Source organism: Nonomuraea africana, from assembly GCF_014873535.1.
Lineage (GTDB): Bacteria > Actinomycetota > Actinomycetes > Streptosporangiales > Streptosporangiaceae > Nonomuraea > Nonomuraea africana.
The window spans coordinates 7,220,339-7,242,846 of record NZ_JADBEF010000001.1 but is presented as its reverse complement, the minus strand read 5'-3'; the positions used below and the strand labels follow the sequence as shown (position 1 = coordinate 7,242,846).

The 22,508-nt window shown below is 69.8% G+C and carries 21 protein-coding genes; 10 read left to right on the top strand and 11 right to left on the bottom strand.

Features of this window, described 5'->3' with window-relative positions:
* Positions 1-45: 45 nt before the first annotated feature.
* From H4W81_RS34420 to H4W81_RS34405, 4 genes are read right to left on the bottom strand one after another with little or no spacing between them, the layout of a single operon-like run.
* A complete protein-coding gene (locus H4W81_RS34420; RefSeq protein ID WP_192778612.1) occupies positions 46-675 on the bottom strand; it encodes a response regulator in 630 nt (209 codons plus the stop codon).
* Positions 668-1,903, bottom strand: a complete 1,236-nt coding sequence (locus tag H4W81_RS34415) for a sensor histidine kinase (protein ID WP_192778611.1) — start codon at positions 1,901-1,903, stop codon at positions 668-670. The genes H4W81_RS34420 and H4W81_RS34415 overlap by 8 nt, the downstream gene beginning before the upstream one ends.
* A gap of 2 nt (positions 1,904-1,905) precedes the next feature.
* Entirely contained in the window at positions 1,906-2,601 is a 696-nt protein-coding gene (locus H4W81_RS34410; RefSeq protein ID WP_192778610.1) for an ABC transporter permease, read from the bottom strand.
* 12 nt (positions 2,602-2,613) lie between these two features.
* Complete coding sequence (locus H4W81_RS34405; protein WP_192778609.1) at positions 2,614-3,591, bottom strand: ABC transporter ATP-binding protein; 978 nt, start codon at positions 3,589-3,591, stop codon at positions 2,614-2,616.
* Between the two features lie 198 nt (positions 3,592-3,789).
* Between H4W81_RS34405 and H4W81_RS34400 the strand changes: the two genes are divergently transcribed.
* Positions 3,790-4,629 (top strand): lytic polysaccharide monooxygenase, encoded by an 840-nt coding sequence (locus H4W81_RS34400; RefSeq protein ID WP_318782173.1) that lies wholly within the window; start codon positions 3,790-3,792, stop codon positions 4,627-4,629.
* Positions 4,614-5,129 carry a DUF305 domain-containing protein gene (locus H4W81_RS34395; RefSeq protein WP_318782171.1) on the top strand — a complete coding sequence of 172 codons (516 nt, stop codon included), beginning with the start codon at positions 4,614-4,616 and terminating at the stop codon, positions 5,127-5,129. Before H4W81_RS34400 ends, H4W81_RS34395 begins: the two co-directional genes overlap by 16 nt.
* Here the strand turns inward: H4W81_RS34395 and H4W81_RS49580 are convergent.
* The gene (locus H4W81_RS49580) at positions 5,110-6,195 is read right to left on the bottom strand and encodes an alpha/beta hydrolase (RefSeq protein ID WP_192778608.1); all 1,086 of its coding nucleotides are present in this window, start codon (positions 6,193-6,195) and stop codon (positions 5,110-5,112) included. The genes H4W81_RS34395 and H4W81_RS49580 overlap by 20 nt on opposite strands.
* Positions 6,196-6,254: 59 nt before the next feature.
* A complete protein-coding gene (locus H4W81_RS34385; RefSeq protein WP_192778607.1) occupies positions 6,255-7,451 on the bottom strand; it encodes an RNA-guided endonuclease InsQ/TnpB family protein in 1,197 nt (398 codons plus the stop codon).
* Between the two features lie 216 nt (positions 7,452-7,667).
* On the opposite strand from H4W81_RS34385, the gene H4W81_RS34380 reads away from it, so the two are divergent.
* Genes H4W81_RS34380 through H4W81_RS34355 form a run of 6 tightly spaced genes read left to right on the top strand, consistent with a single transcriptional unit; the run spans position 7,668 to position 15,420 of the window.
* Positions 7,668-8,345, top strand: a complete 678-nt coding sequence (locus tag H4W81_RS34380; protein WP_192778606.1) for a FadR/GntR family transcriptional regulator — start codon at positions 7,668-7,670, stop codon at positions 8,343-8,345.
* Between the two features lie 15 nt (positions 8,346-8,360).
* Entirely contained in the window at positions 8,361-9,590 is a 1,230-nt protein-coding gene (locus H4W81_RS34375) for an ABC transporter substrate-binding protein (protein WP_192778605.1), read from the top strand.
* Complete coding sequence (locus H4W81_RS34370) at positions 9,587-10,432, top strand: carbohydrate ABC transporter permease (RefSeq protein ID WP_318782170.1); 846 nt, start codon at positions 9,587-9,589, stop codon at positions 10,430-10,432. The genes H4W81_RS34375 and H4W81_RS34370 overlap by 4 nt, the downstream gene beginning before the upstream one ends.
* Positions 10,429-11,241, top strand: coding sequence for a carbohydrate ABC transporter permease (locus tag H4W81_RS34365; RefSeq protein WP_192778604.1), 813 nt, complete (start codon positions 10,429-10,431; stop codon positions 11,239-11,241). The genes H4W81_RS34370 and H4W81_RS34365 overlap by 4 nt, the downstream gene beginning before the upstream one ends.
* Positions 11,238-14,213, top strand: a complete 2,976-nt coding sequence (locus H4W81_RS34360) for a glycoside hydrolase family 38 N-terminal domain-containing protein (RefSeq protein ID WP_192778603.1) — start codon at positions 11,238-11,240, stop codon at positions 14,211-14,213. The genes H4W81_RS34365 and H4W81_RS34360 overlap by 4 nt, the downstream gene beginning before the upstream one ends.
* Complete coding sequence (locus H4W81_RS34355) at positions 14,200-15,420, top strand: enolase C-terminal domain-like protein (RefSeq protein ID WP_192778602.1); 1,221 nt, start codon at positions 14,200-14,202, stop codon at positions 15,418-15,420. Before H4W81_RS34360 ends, H4W81_RS34355 begins: the two co-directional genes overlap by 14 nt.
* 1 nt (position 15,421) lies before the next feature.
* Here H4W81_RS34355 and H4W81_RS34350 read toward each other — a convergent pair whose 3' ends face one another.
* From H4W81_RS34350 to H4W81_RS34340, 3 genes are read right to left on the bottom strand one after another with little or no spacing between them, the layout of a single operon-like run.
* Positions 15,422-16,186 carry an SDR family NAD(P)-dependent oxidoreductase gene (locus H4W81_RS34350; RefSeq protein ID WP_192778601.1) on the bottom strand — a complete coding sequence of 255 codons (765 nt, stop codon included), beginning with the start codon at positions 16,184-16,186 and terminating at the stop codon, positions 15,422-15,424.
* Complete coding sequence (locus tag H4W81_RS34345; RefSeq protein ID WP_192778600.1) at positions 16,183-17,133, bottom strand: DUF4432 family protein; 951 nt, start codon at positions 17,131-17,133, stop codon at positions 16,183-16,185. The genes H4W81_RS34350 and H4W81_RS34345 overlap by 4 nt, the downstream gene beginning before the upstream one ends.
* A 4-nt stretch (positions 17,134-17,137) precedes the next feature.
* Complete coding sequence (locus H4W81_RS34340) at positions 17,138-18,244, bottom strand: DUF4185 domain-containing protein (protein ID WP_192778599.1); 1,107 nt, start codon at positions 18,242-18,244, stop codon at positions 17,138-17,140.
* A gap of 86 nt (positions 18,245-18,330) precedes the next feature.
* On the opposite strand from H4W81_RS34340, the gene H4W81_RS34335 reads away from it, so the two are divergent.
* Complete coding sequence (locus tag H4W81_RS34335) at positions 18,331-19,026, top strand: hypothetical protein (protein ID WP_192778598.1); 696 nt, start codon at positions 18,331-18,333, stop codon at positions 19,024-19,026.
* A gap of 31 nt (positions 19,027-19,057) precedes the next feature.
* Here the strand turns inward: H4W81_RS34335 and H4W81_RS34330 are convergent, their stop codons facing one another.
* Both H4W81_RS34330 and H4W81_RS34325 read right to left on the bottom strand, forming a co-directional pair.
* The gene (locus H4W81_RS34330) at positions 19,058-19,873 is read right to left on the bottom strand and encodes a hypothetical protein (protein WP_192778597.1); all 816 of its coding nucleotides are present in this window, start codon (positions 19,871-19,873) and stop codon (positions 19,058-19,060) included.
* 241 nt (positions 19,874-20,114) lie between these two features.
* The gene (locus H4W81_RS34325) at positions 20,115-20,375 is read right to left on the bottom strand and encodes a hypothetical protein (RefSeq protein ID WP_192778596.1); all 261 of its coding nucleotides are present in this window, start codon (positions 20,373-20,375) and stop codon (positions 20,115-20,117) included.
* A gap of 468 nt (positions 20,376-20,843) precedes the next feature.
* Here H4W81_RS34325 and H4W81_RS34320 point away from each other — a divergent pair, with 468 nt between their 5' ends.
* Positions 20,844-22,454 carry an ABC-F family ATP-binding cassette domain-containing protein gene (locus tag H4W81_RS34320; protein ID WP_192778595.1) on the top strand — a complete coding sequence of 537 codons (1,611 nt, stop codon included), beginning with the start codon at positions 20,844-20,846 and terminating at the stop codon, positions 22,452-22,454.
* Positions 22,455-22,508: the final 54 nt, after the last annotated feature.

Here is a 22,508-nt window from a genome sequence, read left to right as displayed (position 1 = left end):
TCCTCGGACGATACGCGTCCTGCGGATGGTGCAGGAGCGGGCCGGTCAGCTGAGGAGGCCGCGTTGGTAGGCCACGGCGACCGCCGCCGCCCTGTCGTTGACGCCGAGTTTCGTGTAGATGTGCAGCACGTGCGTCTTCACCGTCGCCTCGCTGATGAAAAGGCGGGCCGCCGCTTCGCGGTTGGTGGTGCCCTGGGCGATCAATTCCAGGATCTCGCGTTCCCGCGCGCTCAACGGGTCCACCGGTGTGCGTACCTGGCTGAGCAGCCGAGTGGCGACCGATGGTGACAGGACCGCCTCGCCCATGGCCGCCGCCTGGACGGCGCGGATGAGCTCCTCGCGCAGGGCGTCCTTGAGGAGGTAGCCGGTGGCGCCCGCCTCGATGGCGGGCAGGACGTCGCTGTCGGTGTCGTAGGTGGTGAGCACCAGGACGCGGGCCTCGATGCCCAGCCTGCCGAGCTCCTTGATGGCCGCGACGCCGTCCATCCTGGGCATCCGGAGATCCATGAGGATCACGTCAGGTCGCAGCGCCCGCGCCAGCTCGACAGCCTGCGCGCCGTCACCCGCCTCGCCGAGCACCTCGAAGCGCGGGTCGCCGGTGAACATGCCGCGGATGCCGTCGCGGACGATGGGGTGGTCATCGGCGATCAGCAGCCGGACGGGGGTCTCAGACACCGGGAACCTCCCTGGGGACGGCGGGAAGGGCCGCGGAGATCGCGGTGCCGACGCCGTGCTCGGACTCGATCTCCAGTGTGCCCGCCAGACGGGTCACCCGTTTGCGCATCGACGTCAGGCCGAAGCCTCCGCCGTCCCTGGCCCGCTCGGGGTCGAAGCCTGCGCCGTCGTCGCGTACGTCCAGGGTGACCAGGTCCTCCATGTACGACAGGGTCAGACCGACCCGCGTGGCCCCGGCATGCTTGGCCACGTTGGCGAGGGCCTCTTGGGCGATGCGGAGCAGGGTCGCCTCGACCTCGGGATGCATGGGCCGGACCGTCCCGGTCGTGGTGACGTCGGCGCGCACCCCGTTGAGTCGCACCCACTCGGCGGCGACCTCCGCCAGCGCGTCGGCCAGCGGGGCCGCCTCCAGCGGGCCTGGCGCGATGGCGTGCACGGACCTGCGCGCCTCGGCGAGGCTCTCGCGCGCCAGGCGGGTGGCGTTGTCGATGTGGCGCTGCCGGTCGCCGGCCTCCTTGGCGTGGGTGGCCGCCTGGAGCTGGGTGATGATGCCGGTCAGCCCTTGCGCGAGGGTGTCGTGGATCTCGCCCGCCATGCGCCGGCGTTCGTCGAGCACGCCGGCTTCCCGCGCCTGGACCAGCAGCTGGGTGTGCAGGCCGGCGTTCTCGCGCATGGCCTCCTCGAGCTGGGCGACCATGCGCTTCCGCTCGGCGCTGCGCTCGGTGGTGAGCTCGCCGACGAAGCTGAACAGTCCGACCAGGGCCACGATGGCGGCGACGAAGAACAGGTAGGTGAGGATCGCCGTGGGGGTGGGCTCGGGGAGCCCGCCGTTGTAGGCGACGATGCTGATCGCCGCCGTTGCGGTCACCCCGACGAACCTCCACTTCCCGCGCAGGAACTGCCACGAGTGGAGGTATCCGGTGAAGGCGAAGAAGCTGGCGAACCACACCCCGCGTGCGCTGAGCGCCGCGATCAGGATCACCAAGCCGGCGACGTAGAGCGCGGGCCGGCTCGTCTTCAGCTGGTTCCACCCAGCCGCGGGCCGCCCGGTCATCAGCTGGATCCATCCGGCGGTCAGTACGGCGAGGCCGAGCGTGACGAGGCGGTAGTCACCCGAGTGGGTGTCGGTGAGCAGGAACAGCGCCGTGGAGACGACCAGGAGCACGTACGGCACGGCGCCCATGAGCCGGTCGAGCCGACCTTCCCATTCGTCGAGGCGCGTCGGCATGACTACTCCCAGCGGAAGAACTTGGCTGCGGCGAGGCTGATGACCACGGCGTACGCGACCATGACCCCCAGCAGCAGGGGGCTCGGAGAACCGCCCGCCCAGACGTCCTGAAGCGCCTGCCTGAAAGCGCCCAGGGGGGTGAACTCGCCGATGCGGGCCAGGATAACCGGCATCTGGTGCGTGGGCTGGACCAGCCCGGCGAGGAAGGCCATGGGGAAGTACAGCAGGATTCCCACGCCGTTGGCGGTGCGTCCGTTCGGGGCCACGGCCGCGATGAGCAGGCCGACGGCGAACATGGCGGCCGTACCGAGCGTGAAGGTGACCGCGACCGGCAGCACCCGGGTGGGCAGGTGCGCGCCCAGGACGGTGCCCGCGACGCTGAGGAGCAGCGCGCAGGCGGTCAGGGCGAGGACGAGCTGCAGGAGCAGTTGCACCACCAGCATGCTTCGCGGGCGCACCGGAGTGGTGGAGAGGCGCCGCAGGATGCCCCTCTCTCTGTAGGTGGCCAGGGTGGTGGGCAGCAGGTACAGGCCCACGAGTCCGACGGCGATCGCCAGCGTCATCGGCAGGAGCACCGTGTCGCCCGGCGAGATCGAGCTTCCGAAGATCACCAGGATGAAGAGGGGAATCAGGATCGTGAACATCGAGCCCGGCTCGCGGGCCAGCAGCTTCAGTTCGACGATGGTGAGCTTGGTCATGGGGGGTTCTCCTCAGAGGTGGAACGAGCGGCCGGTCAGAGCGACGAACGCGTCGTCGAGGGTGCGCTTGTCGATGCGCAGGTCGGCGACCAGGATGTGGTTGCGGGCCAGGACGGCGGTGACGGCGGTGGCGAAGTCGCCCCTGCCCGTGACGACGACCTGGTCTCCCGTCCTGGTCACCCCGGTCACCCCGGGAACACCGCTCAGAAGAGCACGGGGAACGTCGCTCAACAGAGCTCCGGGTACGTCGCCCTGGAGACCGTCGGGTGCGTCCACCCGCAGTGCGGCGTCTCCGGTCATCAGCCTGAACCGCATCTGGTGTTCGGCGTCGATCCCGTCGATCAGTCCGGCCGGAGTGTCGATGGCGACGATGTCGCCCCGGTCGAAGACGGCGACCCGGTCGCAGAGCTCCTCCACCTCGTCCATGAAGTGGCTGACCAGCACCACGGTCACACCGGACGCGCGGACCTGCTTGATCACTTCCCAGGTGGCACGGCGGGCCTGCGGGTCGAGTCCGGTGGTGAGCTCGTCGAGGAAGGCCACCTTCGGATTGCCCACCAGAGCCAGGGCGATGAACAGCCGCTGCTTCTGGCCGCCCGACAGCTTTCCGAACCGGGCGTCGCGCTTGTCGGCCAGTCCCCACTGGTCCAGCAGCTCCCGCCAGTCGCGCGGGTTGGCGTAGAAGGAGGCGTAGAGGTCGAGCGCCTCCCAGACCTTGATGTTCTCCGGCAGCTGGGTGTGCTGGAGCTGGACGCCGATCAGTTCGCGCAACCGTCGGCCGTCCTTGATCGGGTCGAGCCCGAGCACGCTGATCGACCCGCCGTCAGGCCGCCGCAGGCCCTCCACGCACTCGACGGTGGTGGTCTTGCCGGTGCCGTTGGGGCCGAGGATGCCGAAGATCTCGCCCTCCTCCACGGAGAACGACACCCTGTCCAGAACCGTCTGGCCCGCGTACCTCTTGGTGAGGTCGGTGACTTCGATGACTGCCATGGCACAAGCATCTGGCGCGGGCCCGCCGCGCGAATCGGCCGCGAAGCCATGATCTCGGGTGAATGCGGCTGACCGGAAAATCCACCGTTTGGTGGATGGCGCCGGCGATCTGATTGACAGGGGGCCCTTGCGCGCGCGGTTGCAAAGGAGTTAATTCTTAGGAAGGTTTCCTTTTAGTTAACCCCATCGGGAGCTCCCGTGAACAAGAAGACCGCCGCCTTAGCCGCAGGCACGGCCGCCCTCGTCCTCCTCCCCGCCGGCGCCGCCAACGCCCACGGCACGATGTCCAACCCGCCCAGCCGCGTCTACGTCTGTAAGAACGAAGGCCCCGAGGCGCCGAAGTCGGCCGCCTGCAAGGCGGCCGTCGCCGCCGGTGGCACCCAGGCCTTCTACGACTGGAACGAGGTCTCCCTGCTCGAAGCGGGCGGACGGCACCGCGAGATCATCCCCGACGGCAAGCTCTGCAGCGCGGGCCGCGACAAGTACCGGGGGCTCGACCTCCAGCGCGCCGACTGGCCCGCCACCTCGGTGCGGCCCGGCAGCTTCACCCTCACCTACCACGCGACCGCACCCCATTCCAACAGCAACTTCGAGTTCTACATCACCCGCGACGGCTGGAACCCGACCATGCCCCTCAGGTGGTCGGATCTGGTGCACCTCAGGACGTTCAACAACCAGAACCCCACCACGTTCACGAACTGGACGATCAACCTGCCGCAGCGCTCGGGGCGGCACATCCTCTACTCGATCTGGCAGCGCGTCGTCGGCAGCAACGAAGCCTTCTACACCTGCTCGGACGTGGACTTCGGCGGTGGCGGCACACCCACGCCGACCCCGACGCCGACCCCCACGCCCACCCCGACGCCGACCCCGACGCCGACCTCGACAGTCCCCGCGGGCACGTGGCAGGCTGGCAAGGCGTACAAGGGAGGTGACCGCGTGACCTACGCCGGTCTGTCCTATGAGTGCCTGCAGCCGCACACGGCCATCGCCGGGTGGGAGCCGCCCAACGTTCCGGCGCTGTGGAAGCGCGTCTGATCGCAGCCCTCGCCGCGGCCCTGCTCCTCGGAGCGGGCTGCGGCGGGCCGCCGCCTGAGCGGGTCAACGCCGACGACGTGATGTTCCTGCAGATGATGATCCCGCACCACAAGCAGGGCATCGAGATCGTCCGGCTGGCGGGCCCCAAGGCCACCACGCCCGCGGTCAGGAACCTGACCGCGGCGATCGAGCGGACCCAGGCCACCGAGGTCCAGGCGATGACGAAGTGGCTGACCGAATGGGACCAGCCGCTCACCGCGCCGACGGACGCCCACGCGGGGCACGGCGGTCTGCCGGAGACCGACAGGGAGCGGATCGCCGCGGTGAAGAACGAGCGCGACCTGGTCAACCTGCTGATCGCGCACCAGGACGATGCCGTCCAGATGGCCAGGGTCGAGGTCTACAACGGCGAGAACCCCAAGGTGAAGGAGTGGGCCAGGCAGGTCGCGGCGTCGCGCAAGGCGCAGATCGACCTGCTGCTCACCGTGCTGGAGCAGTGACGAACGCGGTCACGGCCCGCTCGTAGGCGTCGGGCGAGAGGTTCCACGACCCCGTGTGCCCCGCGCCCGCTGTCTTGACGAGCCGGACGAGGTCGGGGCGGAGGGCGGCGAACTCCACAGCGGGTTCCACCGGCACGGTCCGGTCGTCCGTGTCGACGAAGATCAGCATGGGCACCTTGAAGTCGGCCGCGTGCGCCACGTGGTCCAGCTCCTCGAACGACAGCCCGGTCCGCCGCTCGACCACGAATCTCCCCACCGACGCCAGCCACAGCGGCACTCCCCGCTGCCGGGCGCCGAGCTCGATCGGTGAGGTCCAGTCCATGACGGGGCTGTCGAGGATGAGCCCCCTGATCGGCTCGCCCGGCAACCGCCTGGCGGCCATCGGGACGATCCCGCCGCCCATCGACCAGCCGTACAGGTAGACGTCCGTGGCGCCCTCGCCGCGGGCGTAGGAGATCGCGGCGGCCACCTCCTCCCACTCGGTCGCGCCGAGGTGTAACTTGCCGTCGTCGCTGGCGGGGGCGCCTTCGTCGTTGCGGTAGGTGATGCTCAGCACCGGCATCCCCAGCCTGTGGAAGAGCGGGACCACCCGCAGCGCCTCCGCCGGGCCGGCGTTGCGCCCGTGCACGGCGATCACCCACGTCTTGGCGGTGCCCTCGGTGCGCCACGCGGGGAAGTCGCCCAGCTTCGAGGTGATCTTCACCTTCGTGTACGGCACGCCGACCGCCGAGCGAGGGTCCTCGTGGCCCCACATCCACCTGTCGAGATAGGCGCGGACGCCGGGCTTGAGCGTGCCCCGCCGTACTGCTGAGACCTTGCGGGTGACGGTGCCGGGAGCGCGGGAGACCACCGCGCCGAGCGTGGCGTTGCCCGAGGCCCAGGTCAGGCCGTAGACGCCGGGGGCGTCGGTGTCGGAGCCGCCCTTCAGCGTCACCCGGGAGCCGTCGTAGGAGACCACTTCCAGCGGGTAGGAGGCGCCGTGGGAGGGGTCGATGACCATGCCGGAGTAGTACCAGCCCGCGCCGGCCACGCCGACCAGGGCGAGGACCGCTGATAAGGCGGCCACCCACCCAGCCGACGATTCTCTTCGTGACTCCTCCGCTCCCTGAAGGGAGCGGCTTCTCGCTAAGCCGCTCCCGCAGCGTCGCGAAGGGCAAGCCCTGCCCTCAAGATGTTGATCGCCGCGTTCACATCGGCGTGCGCGGTGTGCCCGCACGCCGTACATCGGAACACGGCCTGGGTGACGCGGTTCTCTTTCGCACAATGCCCGCATTCGGCGCATGTGCGGGAGGTGTTGGCAGGGTTCACCGCGATCAGCTCTCGACCGGCGCTTTCAGCCTTGTGCGACAGGATCGTCAGGAACGCCCCCCAACCCGCATCCAAGATCGAACGGTTCAGCCCGGACTTCGCGGCGGCGCCGTTGGGCAGGTAGCCGCCGTTGCCGTCCGGTTGGGGTACTGCCCGCTTGGTCATGTTGGTGACCTTGAGTGCTTCGTGCACGATCACGTCGTGGTCGCGGACCAGCGCGAGCGCAGCCTTGTGTACACCGTCGAGGCGTTGCCGCCGCACCTTCGCGTGCAAAGCAGCGACACGAGCGACGGCCTTACGCCGCCGCTTACCGCCCCGTTTCTTCCGGGCAAGGTCACGCTGTGCCGCCGCGAGACGGTCAGCGGTCACGGCGAGGTAGCGCGGGTTGGCCAGATGTTCGCCATCGCTGGTCGTCACCAGCGACGCGACTCCCATGTCGATCCCGGCGACCGCGCCCGTCGCGGGCAGCCTCTCGGCGGGCACGTCGTCACACGACAGCACAACGAACCAGCGGGCGCCTTCCCGCTTGATGCTGATCGTCTTGACGGTGCCCAGCACCCGGCGGTGCTGGTGGACCTGGACATGCCCGACGCCCTGCAACCGCACGTAGGTCGCGCTCGGGTGGTGGGGCTGGGAGTCCCACCGGCACCCGTCGCCGTCCTTGGGCCACTCAACCGTGTCGAACCAGCCCCGCCCCTTGAAACGCGGGAATCCTGGCGTGCGGCCTGCTTTGACGCGGTCGAAGAACGCGCGGAACGCCTTGTCCAGCCTGCGGAGCGTGGCCTGCTGGGAGGAGAACGACCACCGGCCCTGACCGTCGGGGTCGTCGGCGCGGATGTGCTTCAACTCCGCTGACTGGTCGCCGTAGCGCACCGTCACCCCGGCTTTGCGGTAGACCGCACGGCGGTGTTCGAGAGCGGCGTTGTACAGCTCCCGGTGGTCTTCCAGGCACCGCGTGAGCGCGGCGGCCTGCTTGCTGGTGGGGCGCAGCAGGAACTTGAACGACCTGCGCACGCCCACCTCCCACGTTCGGTAACGAGAACACCACGGTATCGGCCGGCACCGACAAAACCCGGAAGGAAGTCTGTGATGCGCAGAACTGATAGGTCAGGGCACGCTCGGGCCTTGGCGGCCCTCCCGCTCCCGATTCCCCCGTCGCCTAAAGGCGACGGTCCCCTCGGGAGACTCTGATGGGGTGAAAATGCAGGCGATAAGTGATCTAATCATTAGATGATGGTTGCCCGGCCCTCCCTCTCAGGCGTGCTGACCGAGCAGGTGCTCGGTCTGATCAGCGACAGCGGGTTGCAGCCTGGCGACCGGCTGCCCACCACCCGCGAACTCGCGCAGCGGTTCGCGGTGACCACGCCCACCCTCAGGGAGGCCCTGCGCCGCCTGGAGGCGACGGGCGCGATCGAGATGCGTCACGGTTCCGGGCTGTACGTCGGCGCGGACATCGAGCGCATCGTGCTGCCCAACCCCAACATGCGCTCGATGCCCGGAGGGCAGCTGCTCGACCTGCTCGACGCGCGCATCCTCATCGAGCCGCCGCTGGCGGGCCGCGCCGCGGGCCGTCCAGGGGTGGAGGAGCTGCGGGAGGTGCTGAGCGAGGCCGCCAGGCACCTGCGCGGCAGGGACGCCGAGCTGCACGAGGCGAACATGACCTTCCACCGGGTCACCGCGCGGCTGGCGGGCAACATCGTGCTCGAGGAGGTCGTCGACTCGCTGCTCAGCGTGCACGCCTCCGAGCAGCGGGAGATCCTGCGCATCTACGACGACAGGCGCCGCGACTACGACGAGCACCTGACGATCCTCGAGGCCATCGAGGCAGGCGACGCGCAGGCGGCTGAGGAGCTCATGCGCGCGCATCTGATTGACGTGAAAACGGTGATCCAGCAACGGCTCGTGTAGAACAGGAGGCCGGTCATGATCCGGCGTACCCCCATCCTGATTGCCGCATCAGTCCTGCTGGCCGCGTGTGGAAGCACTCCCACGGGCCAGCCCAAGACAGAGCTGACCCTCTACAACGACAAGGGCGCATGGAGTAAGTACTTCACCGAGATGGGCGCGCTGTCCAAGCAGCAGATCGGCCTCGGCATGAAGCCGGTCGGCTACACCGACGAGCCCACCTACCAGGCCTTCATCAAGGCCTCCTTCCGCACCGACGTGAAACCCGACCTGTTCACCTGGCAGACGGGGGGCCAGCTGAAGGAGATCGTCGGGCAGAAGCAGGTCGCGGAGACCACCGCCATCTGGCAGGAGGCGATCAAGAACGGCGACCTCTCGCAGGACGTCGCCACCTACTACACCGTGGACGGCAAGCAATACTGCGTGCCGCTGAACGTCGCCTACTGGGGGATGTTCTACAACAAGAAGATCTTCGACGCGCACGGACTGAAGCCGCCCACGACCTGGGACGAGCTGATCACGGTCGCCGAAACGCTGAAGAAGGCGAACATCAAGGCCTTCTACCACACCTCCGTGCTGTTCTCCTTCGTCTGGTTCGAGCAGCTCCTCGCGGGCACCGACCCCGACCTCTACGACCGGCTGTCGACGGGCAAGGCGAAGTACACCGACCCCGGTGTCGTCCAGGTGATGGAGAAGTGGAAGTCGCTCATCGACGCCGGATACTTCAGCAACCCGGGCGACAAGACCGACCCCGCCGACGCGCTGAAGAACGAGAAGGTGGCGATGGTCTCCTTCGGCACCTGGTTCAACACGAGCATGACCCAGCGCAACCTCGACGCCGGCTTCTTCGTCATCCCCAACGTCAACGCGTCGCTCCCGAAGACCTCGATGATCTTCGAGAGCGGCCCGCTGTGCTCGCTGGCCAAGGCCCCCGACCCCGCGGCGAGCACGAAGTACCTCAAGTGGTGGACGACCGAGCAGGCGCAGGCGAAGTGGGCCTCGGCCCGCGGTGACGTCAGCGCCAACCCCAAGGTCACCATCAAGAGCGAGGTCCTCGGACAGGTCACCAAGGACGCGGGCAGCGGGAAGTACCGCCTGGTCAACCGTTACTTCGAGGCGACGCCGCCGCCGATCCTGACGGCCGCGCTCGACGGGTTCGGGCTGTTCGTCACCAAACCGGAGAGCTACCGGCAGGTCCTCGAGGACATCCAGAAGAAGGCGGACGAGTACTGGAGCACGCACCAGTGACAGGCAGGGCGGCCCCGCTGCTGGGCAGGTTCCGCGCCGGGTACGTGGCTCCGTCGGTGCTGCTGGTGGCGGGGCTGCTCTACGCGCCCTTCGTGTGGACGGGCTACCTCAGCCTCACCCGCTACGACGGCCTGATCCCGCCCGAGTGGGTCGGCTTCGACAACTTCGCCAAGCTGTTCGACGACCCGGCGCTGCTCACCGCGATCCGCAACACGCTCATCTGGGTCGCGGGCACCATGGTGCTGCCGGTCGGGCTCGGCCTGCTGGTGGCGGTGCTGTCCTACGACATCAGGGGCGGCGCGTGGTTCCGCGTGCCGTTCATGCTGCCGTACGCGCTCAGCGGGGCGGGGCTCGGCCTGGTGTGGAGCCCGATCCTGTCGCACGACGGCATCGCCAACAAGCTGCTCGGCGTCGACACCGCCTTCCTGCAGGAGGCGCCGCACAACACGATCGCGATGCTGCTGGTCTGGACGTGGCAGCAGCTCGGCGTCAACACGCTGCTGTTCGCGGTCGGGCTCCAGTCGATCCCGAAGGAGCCGATCGAGGCGGCGCGGCTCGACGGGGCGACGGGATGGCGGCTGTTCAGGCACGTCATCTGGCCGCTGATGGCGCCGCTCACCGCGGTCGTGGTGGGCCTGGCGCTGGTGGCGAGCCTGAAGAGCTTCGACATCGTCTGGGTGATGACGCAGGGAGGCCCGGGACGCAACTCCGAGACGCTGGCCGTGACCATGTACCGCGACACCTTCGTGGCCAGTGAGTACGGCTACGGCTCGGCCGTCGCGGTGCTGCTCACGGTCGTGACGGGGCTCGCCTCCTACCTCTACCTGAGGGGGCGGAAGTGATCAGGAGAGCCGTTCTCGTGGTGCTCGGGCTGATCTGGCTCGGCCCCACCTACCTGCTGCTCGTCAACGCCGCGCGCCCGGCCGACGGTTACGACGCGTCGAGGGCCTGGATCCCCTCGCCCGACCTGGCGCTGTTCAGGAACTTCGCCCAGGCGTGGGAGTCGGCGAACCTCCAGGAGAGCCTGGCCAGCACCGCGCTCTACAGCTTGGTCTCGCCCGCTCTGGGCGTGCTGATCGGCGCGATGGCCGGGTACACGATCGTGGTGCTGCGCCTGCGCTACGGGTTCTGGTGGTTCATGCTGCTGTTCGGCGGCACCGTCTTCCCCTCGCAGATGCTCCTGGTCCCGCTCTTCGTCGGGTACAGCGCCGCGGGGCTGTACGACTCCAGGTTCGGCATGATCCTCGTCTACACCGCGATCAGCGTGCCGCTGTCGGCCTTCGTGCTGCGCAACTTCTTCACCGGGGTGGCCTTCTCGATCTTCGAGGCGGCCAGGATGGACGGCGCCTCCACCTTCCGCATCTTCTGGCGCGTCTACCTGCCGCTGGCCACCAGCGCGCTGGCCGCCGTCTTCATCCTCAACTTCACCTTCATCTGGAACGACCTGCTCTTCGGCCTGACGCTGACCCAGACCGCCGAGGTGCGGCCGGTGATGACCGCGCTGGCCGGTCTGGTGACCGACGTCTACGCGGGCACCCCGGTGCCCGTCGGCCTCGCCGCGGGGCTGGTCGTGTCACTGCCCACGGTGGTGCTGTTCGTGGCCACCCAGCGGATGTTCGCCCGTGGACTCGCCCTAGGAGGACTGTCATGACCAGTCGGCTGCTGCAGCCGAGCCTCGGTTCCCCCGACTACGACGGCATACGGCAGGCGCTGCGCGAGGACACCTCCGTCCCGGTGATCTCCGTCAGAGGTCTGGAGGCGCGGGCCTCCGTGCTGCCGCTGATCACGCACGAGGGGCGCCAGGCGGTCAGGGTCTCGGTGACCGGCCTGGTGCCCGCCCGGATGGAACACGAGCTGGTCGGCGTCGATCGGGCCGAGGGCGCGGACGTGACCCTGCTCGTGCCCGAGGTGTCGCGGCCGACCGACTTCACCCTGCGGCTGAGCGACGGCGAGGGGCTGATCGGCGAGGCGACGATCACGGTCACGCCCCAGCGCCACTGGGACGTCTTCGTCGTGCACCACTCCCATCTGGACATCGGCTACACCGACCCGCAGGGCACCGTGCTGCGTCACCATCTCGACTATCTGGACGCGGCGCTGCGGCTGACGGAGGAGAGCGCCGACTGGCCCGACGACGCGAGGTTCCGCTGGACGGTGGAGTCGTCGATGCCGGCGTTGCGCTGGCTGGCCGTACGGCCCCGCGACCTGGTGGAGGCGTTCAAGGAGCGGGTGCGCGAAGGGCTGATCGAGGTGACCGCGCTGCCCTTCCAGTTGCACACCGAGGCCTGCTCGACGGAGGAGCTCTACCGCCAGCTGCGCTTCACCCAGGAGCTGCCGACCCGCTCGGCGATGCACACCGACGTGCCCGGCGCCGTCGTCGGCCTGGTCGACGCGCTGAACGCGGCGGGGGTGCGCTACCTCGCGGCGGCGCACAACTGGGCGGGGCGGTCCGTGCCGTACCTGCACGGCGGCGACCAGCTGACGCGGCCCTTCAGGTGGCGCGCGCCCAGCGGCAACGAGCTGCTGGTCTGGTTCACCGACACCCCGCACGGCATGGCCTACATGGAGGGCAACACGGTCGGCCTGGCCGACTCCTTCGAGCTGGCCGACGACCTGCTGCCGCGCTACCTGTCCGCGCTCGCGGGGAAGGGCTACCCGTACGGCCCCGGCACGTTCGGCTGGCAGGGGCCCGACGCCGACCGGGCCCCCTACGAGCTCGACGCCCTGCACCTGCGCGTGCAGGGAGCGCACGCCGACAACGCGGGCCCCTCGATCGTCCCGGCGTCGATCGTGCGCGAGTGGAACACCAGGTGGGCCTATCCCCGGCTGCGCTCGGCGATCAACAGCGACTTCTTCGCGCACGTCGAGGAGCGCTACCACGACCGCCTCGCCGTACACGAAGGTGACTGGACCGACTGGTGGGCCGACGGGCTCGGGTCGGGGGCGCGCCCGCTGGGCTACGTACGGCGGGCGCAGAGCGCGCTGCGGGCCGCCGAGACGCTCCACACGCTGGCGGGCGCCGACGCCACCGAGCGGATCGACCTGGCCTACGACAAGGTGGCGCTGTTCAACGAGCACACCTGGGGCGCGGCCAACCCGTGGGAGGACGCCGAGGAGGCCGGCGACTCGGGCGGGCTGCAGTGGACGCGCAAGTCGGCGGGCGCCTACGACGCGCAGGACGACTCGGCCGATCTGTTGCAGGCGGGCATGCGCAGATTCGGGCGGCAGTTCGGCGGCACCGGCTTCGTGGTGGTCAACCCCGGCACCCAGACCCGCACCGACGTGGTGCGGGCCTTCCTGCCGCGCGACATCGTGCCGCTGGAGCAGCCGATCGCGCTGGTGGACGAGCGGACGGGCGAGCGGATCGCGCACCACGAGGAGGTCGTGCACCCCGTCGACTGGCCGACGCGGCCGATCGGCCGGCACGTCAGCGCGGTGGTCAGGGATCTTCCCGGGTACGGCTACGCGTTCGTGTCGATCCAGCCGGGCGAGCCCGTCGAGACGCGGGAGATCGACGAGGCGGCGATCGAGAACGAGTTCTACCGGGTGAGCTACGACATCCGCGAGGGCTACCTCCGCTCGATCTTCGACAAGGTGGCGGGCAGGGAGCTGGTCAACGCCGACGCCGCCGCCGGGTTCGGGCAGTACGTCTACGACCGCTACGCCACGGCCCCCCACTTCAACCACATGTCGGGCCACGTCGGCGCGCACGACAGAACGCTCCTCGGCGACCGGGCCATCGGCCGGCACGCCGCGGTCGTCAAGGCGGAGCGCACCGCGATCGGCGAGAAGCTGGTCGTGGAGCTGCAGGCCAAGGGCGTGGACTGGGTACGCACGACCATCGAGCTGCACGCCGGCGTGCCCAGGCTCGACCTGACCTACCAGCTCGCCAAGCAGGGCACGCCCGCCAAGGAGGCGGTCTTCGTGGCCTTCCCCTTCGCCAGCGAAGGTCCACCGTCGGCGTGGGAGCTGACCGGCGGCGTCGGAGGGGGCGCGAGGGTGCCGGGCTCGGCCGCCTACATGCTGCCGATCAGGCACTGGATCACCTTCGACGACCCGGCCCTGTCCATCGCGTGGGCGACGCTGGAGGCGCCGCTGGTGCAGCTCGGCACCATCCACATGCCCTACGCGCCCTTCCCCGCCACGCTGGACGAGGAGCAGGGAACGGTCTACTCCTGGGCGCTCAACAACATCTGGGACACCAACTTCCCCACGCAGCAGCAGGGCGAGACGACCTTCCGCTACGCGGTGACCTCCTCGACGGAGGTGAAGGGCGTGGCGCTGGGCGCGCTGGCGGCCGCGGGTCTCACCGACCCCTTCCTCGGCGTCCTCGCCACGGGAACCGCTCCTCCGGCGAAGGAGGGCGTCTTCGCGACCGTGGACCATCCCGAGGTGCAGATCACCTCGCTGGGCCGCTTCGACGAGGGCGTCGTGGTCAGGCTGCAGTCCTTCGCCGACGAGCCCGTGGAGGTCGAGGTCGGCCTGCGCGGGCTGCGGTCGGCGCAGGTGAGCGCCGGGCTCGCGCGGGGAAGGACGCCGCTCGAGGTCAGTGCGGAGAAGGTCAGGGTACGGCTGCCCGCCTGCGGAGTGGCCGCCGTTTGGGGGACCTGTGAAGATCGTTGACATCCGGGCCACGACGGTCGCCGTTCCCCTCGAGGCGCCGCTGCGGCACAGCAACGGCGCCCACTGGGGCCGCTTCGTCAGGACGATCGTCGAGGTCGAGGCCGACAACGGCCTGGTCGGGCTCGGCGAGATGGGCGGCGGGGGAGAGAGCGCGGAGGCGGCCTTCCGCGCGCTCCTGCCGTACCTGGCGGGGCACGACCCCTTCCAGCTGGAGGCGCTGCGCTTCAAGATCGCCAATCCGACGGCGTCGCTCTACAACAACCGCACCCAGCTGCTGGCCGCTCTGGAGTTCGCCTGCCTCGACCTCATGGGCCAGCACCTCGACGTGCCCGTCCACGACCTGCTGGGCGGCACGCTCCGCGCGGAGGTGCCGTTCGCCTCCTACCTCTTCTTCCGGTACGAGGGCGAGGGCTTCGCCGAGGTGCGCACCCCCGACCAGCTCGTCGAGCACGCCAGGGAGCTGAAGCGGGCGCACGGGTTCACCGTCCACAAGCTGAAGGGCGGGGTGTTCCCTCCCGACTACGAGCTGGAGTGCTACCGGGCGCTGGCCGCCGCCTTCCCCGGCGACCGGCTGCGCTACGACCCGAACGCGGTGCTGTCCATGGCCGAGGGGCTGCGCTTCGGCCGCGCGATCGAGGGGCTGGACAACGACTACCTCGAGGACCCCGTCTTCGGTCTCGAGGGTCTGCGGCTGGTCCGCGAGCAGGTCAGGGTGCCGGTGGCGACGAACACCGTCGTCGTGAACTTCGAGCAGCTCGCCTCCAACGTGCTGCGCCGCGCCGCGGACGTCGTGCTGCTCGACACGACGTTCTGGGGCGGCATCAGGCCCTGCCTCAAGGCGGCGGGGGTGTGCGAGACCTTCCAGCTAGGGGTGGCGGTGCACTCCTCCGGCGAGCTGGGGATCCAGCTGGCGACCATGCTGCACCTGGGGGCCGTGCTGCCCAACCTCACCTACGCCGCCGACGCCCACTACCACCAGCTGCGCGACGACGTGATCGTGGGCGGCAAGCTGGCCTACCGCGACGGGCGCATCGCAATACCGGAGGGGCCGGGGCTCGGGGTGCGGCTGGACAGGGAGCGGCTGGCCCGCTACGCCGAGCTCTACAAGGAGCTCGGCGGCTACCCCTACGACCGCGACCCAGGGCGGCCCGGCTGGTACGCCCAGGTGCCGAATGAGCGCTTCGCCGACCCCTACGCGGCGCCGTGAGCTAGTCGGGCAGGGCGGCGGGGTTGCGGGCGAGCAGGCCGCCGTCCACCCGGTGCTCGGCCCCCGTGATGAACGACGAGCGCGGCCCGGCGAGGAAGGCGACCAGTTCGGCGACCTCCTCGGGCCGCGCCACCCTCCCGAGCGGATGCGTGCGGCCCCACTGCGCGACCTGCTCCTCCTGCGACAGCGGCCCGCGCCACAGGTCGGCCGCCCACCGCAGCATCGGGGTGTCCACCGAGCCGGGGCAGACCACGTTCACCCTGATCCCGTCGGGGGCGTGGTCGAGGGCCATCGCCCTGGTCAGGCCGTTCAGCGCGGCCTTACTCGCGGTGTAGGCGGCCACCTGCGTCTGCGAGGCGAAGGCCTGCACGGACGACATGACCACGATCGACCCGCCGCCGCGCCTGCGCAGCGCGGGCACGGCCGCCTTGCAGGTCAGGAAGACGCCCTTGAGGTTGATGTCGAGCACCTCGTCCCACACCTCGGCGGGCGTGTCCTCGACCGTGCCGTAGCGCTGCACGCCTGCGCAGGTCACCACGATGTCGAGCCCGCCGTACGTGCGCTCGGCGAGGTCGACCAGCTCGCGCATCCGGCCCTCGTCGCGCACGTCGGCCACCTGGGTGACCCCGGGAGCGCTGCCGTCCCCCGCTTCACGACCGCAGGAGACCACGGACGCGCCGCCCGCGGCCAGCCGCTCGACGACCGCCTTCCCGATGCCCAGCGATCCGCCGGTCACCAGGGCCACCTTGCCCTCGAACTCGCTCACCCGATCACCTCCACGCGCAGTCGCGACGTCCTCGACTGGGCGGGGCCGAGGAGCATCGCCGTCCCGTTGTCCACGGCCGCCGCCAGCCCGTCGGTGGGCATGCTGGAGAACGGCTCGAGCCCCACCACGTACGCCCTGCCCCACCACGGCCAGTCCGTCGAGGCGCCGAGCTCCTGCCACAGCCACAAGTAGGGCATGACCGTGGCGTCCCAGTCCACGCGCAGCCCGACCTGCGACTCCACCTCGTACCAGCCCTTGTCGAAGCCGGTCAGGTAGACGATGTCGCTCGGCGAGCCGGGCGGCGGCACCGTGAACAGCTCGGCGGCCCGCCGTCCCTGCGGATCGATGGACGTGGCGTGCGGGATCACGGTCACCCCCTCGGGCACCCTGATGCGCGCCCCCGGCCGCAGGAACGGCCGGCCGTAGGCGAGGTGGTGGCCCCACATCGCGTGCAGCGCCACCGCACCCTCGTTCGTGACCCGCCCCTCGACCTCCAGCGCGGCCGTGCCCGAGGCGAGCCTGAACGTCTTCTCCACCCGGTACGGCAGGCGCCGCGTGCGCACCGCCAGCCGTACCGCCACCTCGCGGGCCGAGTCGGTCAGCACCTCGACCGACCACGGCAGCCCCGCGACCTCCCCGTGCTGGGCCAGCCGCGCGCCCCGGTAGACGCTGGGCGCGCCGCCGTTCGGGAAGACCTCCTGCCAGCCGCCCTCGTAGTGGTCGACGAAGGCGCCCACGTCGTCGGCCGCCTGCGGGGGCAGCGGCCGGCGCAGCCCCTGGGGCGAGAGCCACACCAGATCGGTGTCGGACGGCTTGTGCAGGAACTCCACGACGTCGCCGCCCTTGTCGGCCAGCACGGTCACGCGCAGGTGCTCGTTCTCCAGCACGAGCGCGCGCATGCCCTCGATCGTGATCTCCCGCAGCCTGGCGGCCCAGTTGCGCCTCACTCTTCTACTCGAAGACCAGGTCGAGGAAGCGCGGGCGGTAGATCGTCACGTCGCGGTAGTGGTCGGTGTTGACGAAGCTGTTGACGTTGTAGGAGACCACCAGCCCCGGCCCGGCGATCCCGGGATGCGCGTGGGCGTTGTAGGTGAAGATGTTCCCGCCGGTCTCCGGGGTCGTGTAGACGGTGGTCTTGTTCGTGAACGGTCCGTACGGCGTGCAGCTCGTGTAGGCGACGATCTTGGCGCTCAGGATCTCGGTCGTGTCATGCGTGATCAGGACGTAGCCGCCCTTGACCCGGCTGACCGAGTATTCGTTGGCCACGCCGTCCATCACCCGCGCGGAGTCGGCCTCGTTCGCCGACCAGGTGCCGTCGGCCTTCAGGTACTCCCAGCTGCCGAGCAGGCTGGCGCCGCGCACCCTGGCCAGGTGCATGTACTTGGTCGCGCCGAGGTCCTCCACGCCGTAGACGTAGGTGTGGCGGCCGTCCCTGTGGATGCCCGAGGCCCACGCAACCTTGTGCCCCGAGGGCAGGTCGTGGACGCTGATCGGCCGGTCAAGCCGTCCGGGGGCGAAGCGGGCGACCACGTTGCGGTGCCAGCGCCAGTCCCACGCGCCGGGGCCGTACCGCTCGTACTCCTGGTAGGTCACCTCGACCACGCCGCCCGCGAGGGTCGCGTCGCCCGCCCAGTACCAGTGGTCCTTGTCCCGCGGCGGCATCACGGCCTTGGGCTCCTCGGACGTGCCGCCGTAGATCGTGGACAGCCTGCCGTCCCTCTCCACGGCGAAGGTGTTGTTGAGGAAGACGGTGGTGCCGCCCTCCTCCCTGACCGGCGGGCGTGAGCCGTCGGGGTTGACCTGGCCGAGGAAGGTGTCGGAGAAGATCCACAGCTCCTTGCCGCCGGGGAGCCGCACCGAGTAGGTGCCGTCGGCGCCGGTCCAGTCGTCGGTGCGGCTGTTGTCGTTGCCCTGGGCGGTGAACAGGGCGGTCAGCCTGGCATCGGTGGTGGTGGCGCGGAAGGTGGGCAGATCGCAGGTGGTGGTCGCCGCCGCCACGGCCGGTGGAGCGGCCAGGGAGACGAGGACGAGGACGAGGGAAAGCAGAAGACGCCGCATCGCAGCCCCTTATCGGCTGGGGGATCTGTTAATAGTTCTAGTCATCAGATCACTTGCTGTCCAGGACTTTCTGGTGGAATGCGGGCATGCCTCTGATCGCGATCCTGCTGTCCGCTCTCCCGTCGCTGGTGGACGCCTTTCCTCCGGCCGCGAGCTTCGGCTGGTTCGCGTACGCCCCGGCGCCGCTTCCGGACGTGCCGTGGCTGCCGTTCGTCCTGTGTGGGCTGGCGCTGTGGGCGCCCCGATTGCTGGGGCCCGTGGGTGTGGCGGCGACCTGTGTGGCGCTCGCGGTGGAGACGCTGGTGACCGGCGACGGGACCTGGTTCGCCATCGCCTGCCACGTGACGGCACTCGTCGTCCTGGCGCTGGTGTGGCGGCGCGGCTTCCGTGGGGAGCGGCCCGCGCTGTTCACCGGCCTCGCCTGGGCGGTCGCGGTTGCCGCCACAGCGTGGGAACAGCTGGAACGCCTGGTCCACGCACTCTCCTGGGCGTGGGAGCGCGACGCCGGCCGCTTTCTGGGGGCCGGCTATCGGGACCCGGCCTTCGTGTTCGACCCCGGGTTCCTCTGGGCGGTGCTCGTCGCGGTCGCCGTGACCGCCGCCCACCTCACCGGCCGTCGCCTCGTGGCCCTCCTGGCCGTTCCCCTGCTGGCCGTCCTCGCCGCCGCTCGTTGGCCCTCTGCGCAGGCGGTGCCGTACGTGGTCGCGGGGGTGGCCCTGCTGCTCGCCCATTGGCGTCCGGCCATCCCGCGAGGGCACCGCCGCCGATGGTGGCGCTCGTGATGGTCTACTTCGCCCCCTGAGTGCTCCTGCGTCAGCCGTCCACCGCGGGTGCGGGGTTGATCAGGTCGCCCGATGCGCTGAGGTCGTCGTCGGGTTCGACGGGCCACGCCTCGAGATCGGGTGCGGCCAGCACGGCGGCGATGAGGTCGGCGGACCCGCCGACGAGGGTGGAGTCGAAGTCGATCTCCGTGCCGACGCACCACGAGCGGTCGGCGGGCCACAGCAGGCTGGGCGACTGCGGCTCGAACCCGAGCGGCGACCCCTGCCAGCCCATGTCGAGCGCCGCCCGCAACGGCCCGCGGAAGAGCAGGTAGTCGCGGTCCGGAAGGCGCAGGCGGGGTAGCGCCCACACCTCGGCGGGCACGCCCGGCTCCGGCGCGGGACCCCGCTCGACGCGGCCGTCGTCACTGACGCTGAAGATCGCCACGCCGCTGCCGTCCACCCAGCCCCAGCCCTCCCACAGGGCGTGGAAGCAGTCCTGCTCGCCGGTTGCGGGCTCCAGGACGTCGATCAGCGCGCCGAGCGCGGCAGGAGCCAGATCGCCGACCCGCACGTCCCCGTCCTCCCATATCCCTGACGGTCCCGCCACGACCGCCGCCCCCGCCGCCGGGGTGACGACGGCGGCCCACTGCATCAGGGCGTGCGGGACGCGCCCCGTGAGCATGCAGACCTCCGCCCACGTCACCGGCGGCCTCTCGTCGTCGTCGAACTCCACCGGGTGCAGGATGCGGGCATAGGCCGCGAAGCCGCGTGGCACCACCGAGCCGACCGTGCCGAGCGGCCCGCCCAGCCCTTCGGCTATCCAGTCGCCCACCGACACGTCCGCCGTGGGTTCGAGTCCGTTCATGCCCACCCCGCCGTCCCGTCGGTGCTCCTGGCGGCGAATTCTCGCATGCCCGCCCCCTGGAAACCGGTAGGCCGCCTGGGAGAGGAGGGGAGGCGCCCAGACCGGTGACCACGTCCGCCTTGAGCCCTGAGGCGTTGACGCGCTACCTAGGTGACGAAACGGCGTACGGCGGGCACCGCCGAGTAGCCGGTGTTCGGCGGTTACCTTGCGCGGCGCTACTGGAAACCGGGGTCGGTGGTCTCTAGTTCCAGTACCAGTAGGTCCAGGAACCGTTGTGCTGACGGCACTCCCACCGGTTCCAGCGCTGGTCTTCCCCGTATGACCGGCATGCCGATCGACTGCCGAACGTGGGCCCCCTGTGCCAGTCGGCCTTCTCGGCAGTGCTCGTCGGCGACGATGTTGCGGCGCTGGCCGGCGCGAGGAGAGGTGTGGCGGTCATGGTGACCGGGGCGACGAATGCCGAAGCCACTATGACGCCGGCGGTGAACAGGTTTCTGACCATGATTAACCCCTTTCCGAAATGGTTGGTTAATCTGACCGAGTTACCAGTACCGATCCTTGAACACGCTAGATTTCCGGCCTGTGAGTGTCGATCCAGATCCCGCTAAGGAAGGGTCAGGCCTTCGGAAAGCCCCTGGGCATCGGTGGGACGATGAACAGTTTCTTTTCCGCCCACCGCTTATATCGCTATCATATTTTACATTGATCAAGATATTCCGCTCAATGCCCCCAGCCGCTACGTGGTCGGCGGTTCGGGCGTCGCCTCGCATCGAGCAGCCCGGCCCTTGCGCGCAGGGCGCGGTACCCCTCTGTCGCAGGCATCGGGCCATTGCGTGATCTTGCCAGTGATCATGGCGGTTCCGGAGACGGCGGTCCCTCGTAGGAGCAGCTCGGTCCGACAGCGAAATCCAGATGCCGGGCCCTGACATAGCCGGATAGCCTGCGCGAGGGCCACAGGGAGGGAAACGTCATGGGACACGTCGAGGTCGGGCACCTCACCTACGTCCTGCCTGACGGCAGGCCGCTGCTCAACGACGTGTCCTTCCGCATCGGCGAGGGGGTCAAGGCCGCGCTCGTCGGGCCGAACGGCGCGGGCAAGACCACGCTGATGCGCCTGGTCGCCGGCGACCTCCAGCCGGTCGAGGGCAGCGTGGCCAGCTCCGGAGGCCTGGGCGTGATGCGCCAGTTCATCGGCAGCGTCCGAGACGACAGCACCGTGCACGACCTGCTGCTCAGCGTCGCCCCTCCAGCCGTACGGCAGGCCGCCGACAAGCTCGGCGAGGCCGAGCTGGCCATGATGGAGCGCGACGACGAGAAGACCCAGATGCGCTACGCCCAGGCGATCACCGACTACAGCGACGCGGGCGGTTACGACATCGAGGTGCTCTGGGACACCTGCACGATCGCGGCGCTCGGCGTGCCGTACGACAGGGTGAAGTACCGGGAGACGTCCACGCTGTCGGGCGGGGAGCAGAAGCGCCTGGTCCTGGAGGCGCTGCTGCGCGGTCCCGACCAGACACTGCTGCTCGACGAGCCCGACAACTACCTCGACGTGCCCGGCAAGATCTGGCTGGAGCAGCAACTGAGGGAGACTCCCAAGACGGTCCTGCTCGTCAGCCACGACCGCCAGCTGCTGGCCAACGCCGCCGACCGCATCGTCACCGTCGAGTCGGGCGGCATCTGGATCCACGGCGGCGGGTTCACCACGTACGCCGAGGCGCGCCGAGCCCGCAACGCGCGCCTCGACGAGCTGCGCAGGCGATGGGACGAAGAGCACGCCAAGCTCAAGGCGCTGGTCAACATGCTCAAGAACAAGGCGAGGTACAACGACGGCATGGCCGCCGCCTACCACGCCGCGCAGACGCGCCTGCGCAAGTTCGAGGAGGCGGGCCCGCCCGAGGTGGCGCCGAGCGACCAGCGGATCAGCATGCGGCTCAGGGGCGGTCGCACGGGCAAGCGCGCCGTCATCTGCGAGGAGCTGGAGCTCACCGGGCTGATGAAGCCCTTCGATCTCGAGATCTGGTACGGCGAGCGGGTCGCCGTCCTCGGCTCGAACGGTTCGGGGAAGTCCCACTTCCTGCGCCTGCTCGCCGAGGAGCCGGTCAGCCACACCGGCGTCGCCAGGCTCGGCGCGCGCGTCGTGCCGGGTCACTTCGCGCAGACCCACGCCCGCCCCGAACTGCACGCGCGCACGCCGTGCGAGATCGTCATGACCGAGCACGCCAGGCTCAAGAACGAGGCCATGAAGATCCTGGCCCGCTACGAGCTGGCGGGGCTGGTCGCCGACCAGCGCTTCGAGACGCTGTCGGGCGGGCAGCAGGCGCGCCTGCAGATCCTGCTGCTGGAGCTGTCCGGCGCGACGCTGCTGCTGCTCGACGAGCCGACCGACAACCTCGACCTGGCCAGCGCCGAGGCGCTCCAGGACGGTCTGAACGCCTTCGACGGCACCGTGGTCGCGGTCACCCACGACAGATGGTTCGCCGCCGACTTCGACCGCTTCCTGGTGTTCGGCGCGGATGGAAAAGTGTACGAATCGCCCGAACCCGTCTGGGACGAGGCCCGCGTCGCACGCCGGCGTTAAAGACTTGGTACGGCAGGCGCGTGTCCCTGCCTGCTGTACCTCTCTGACGGGCTA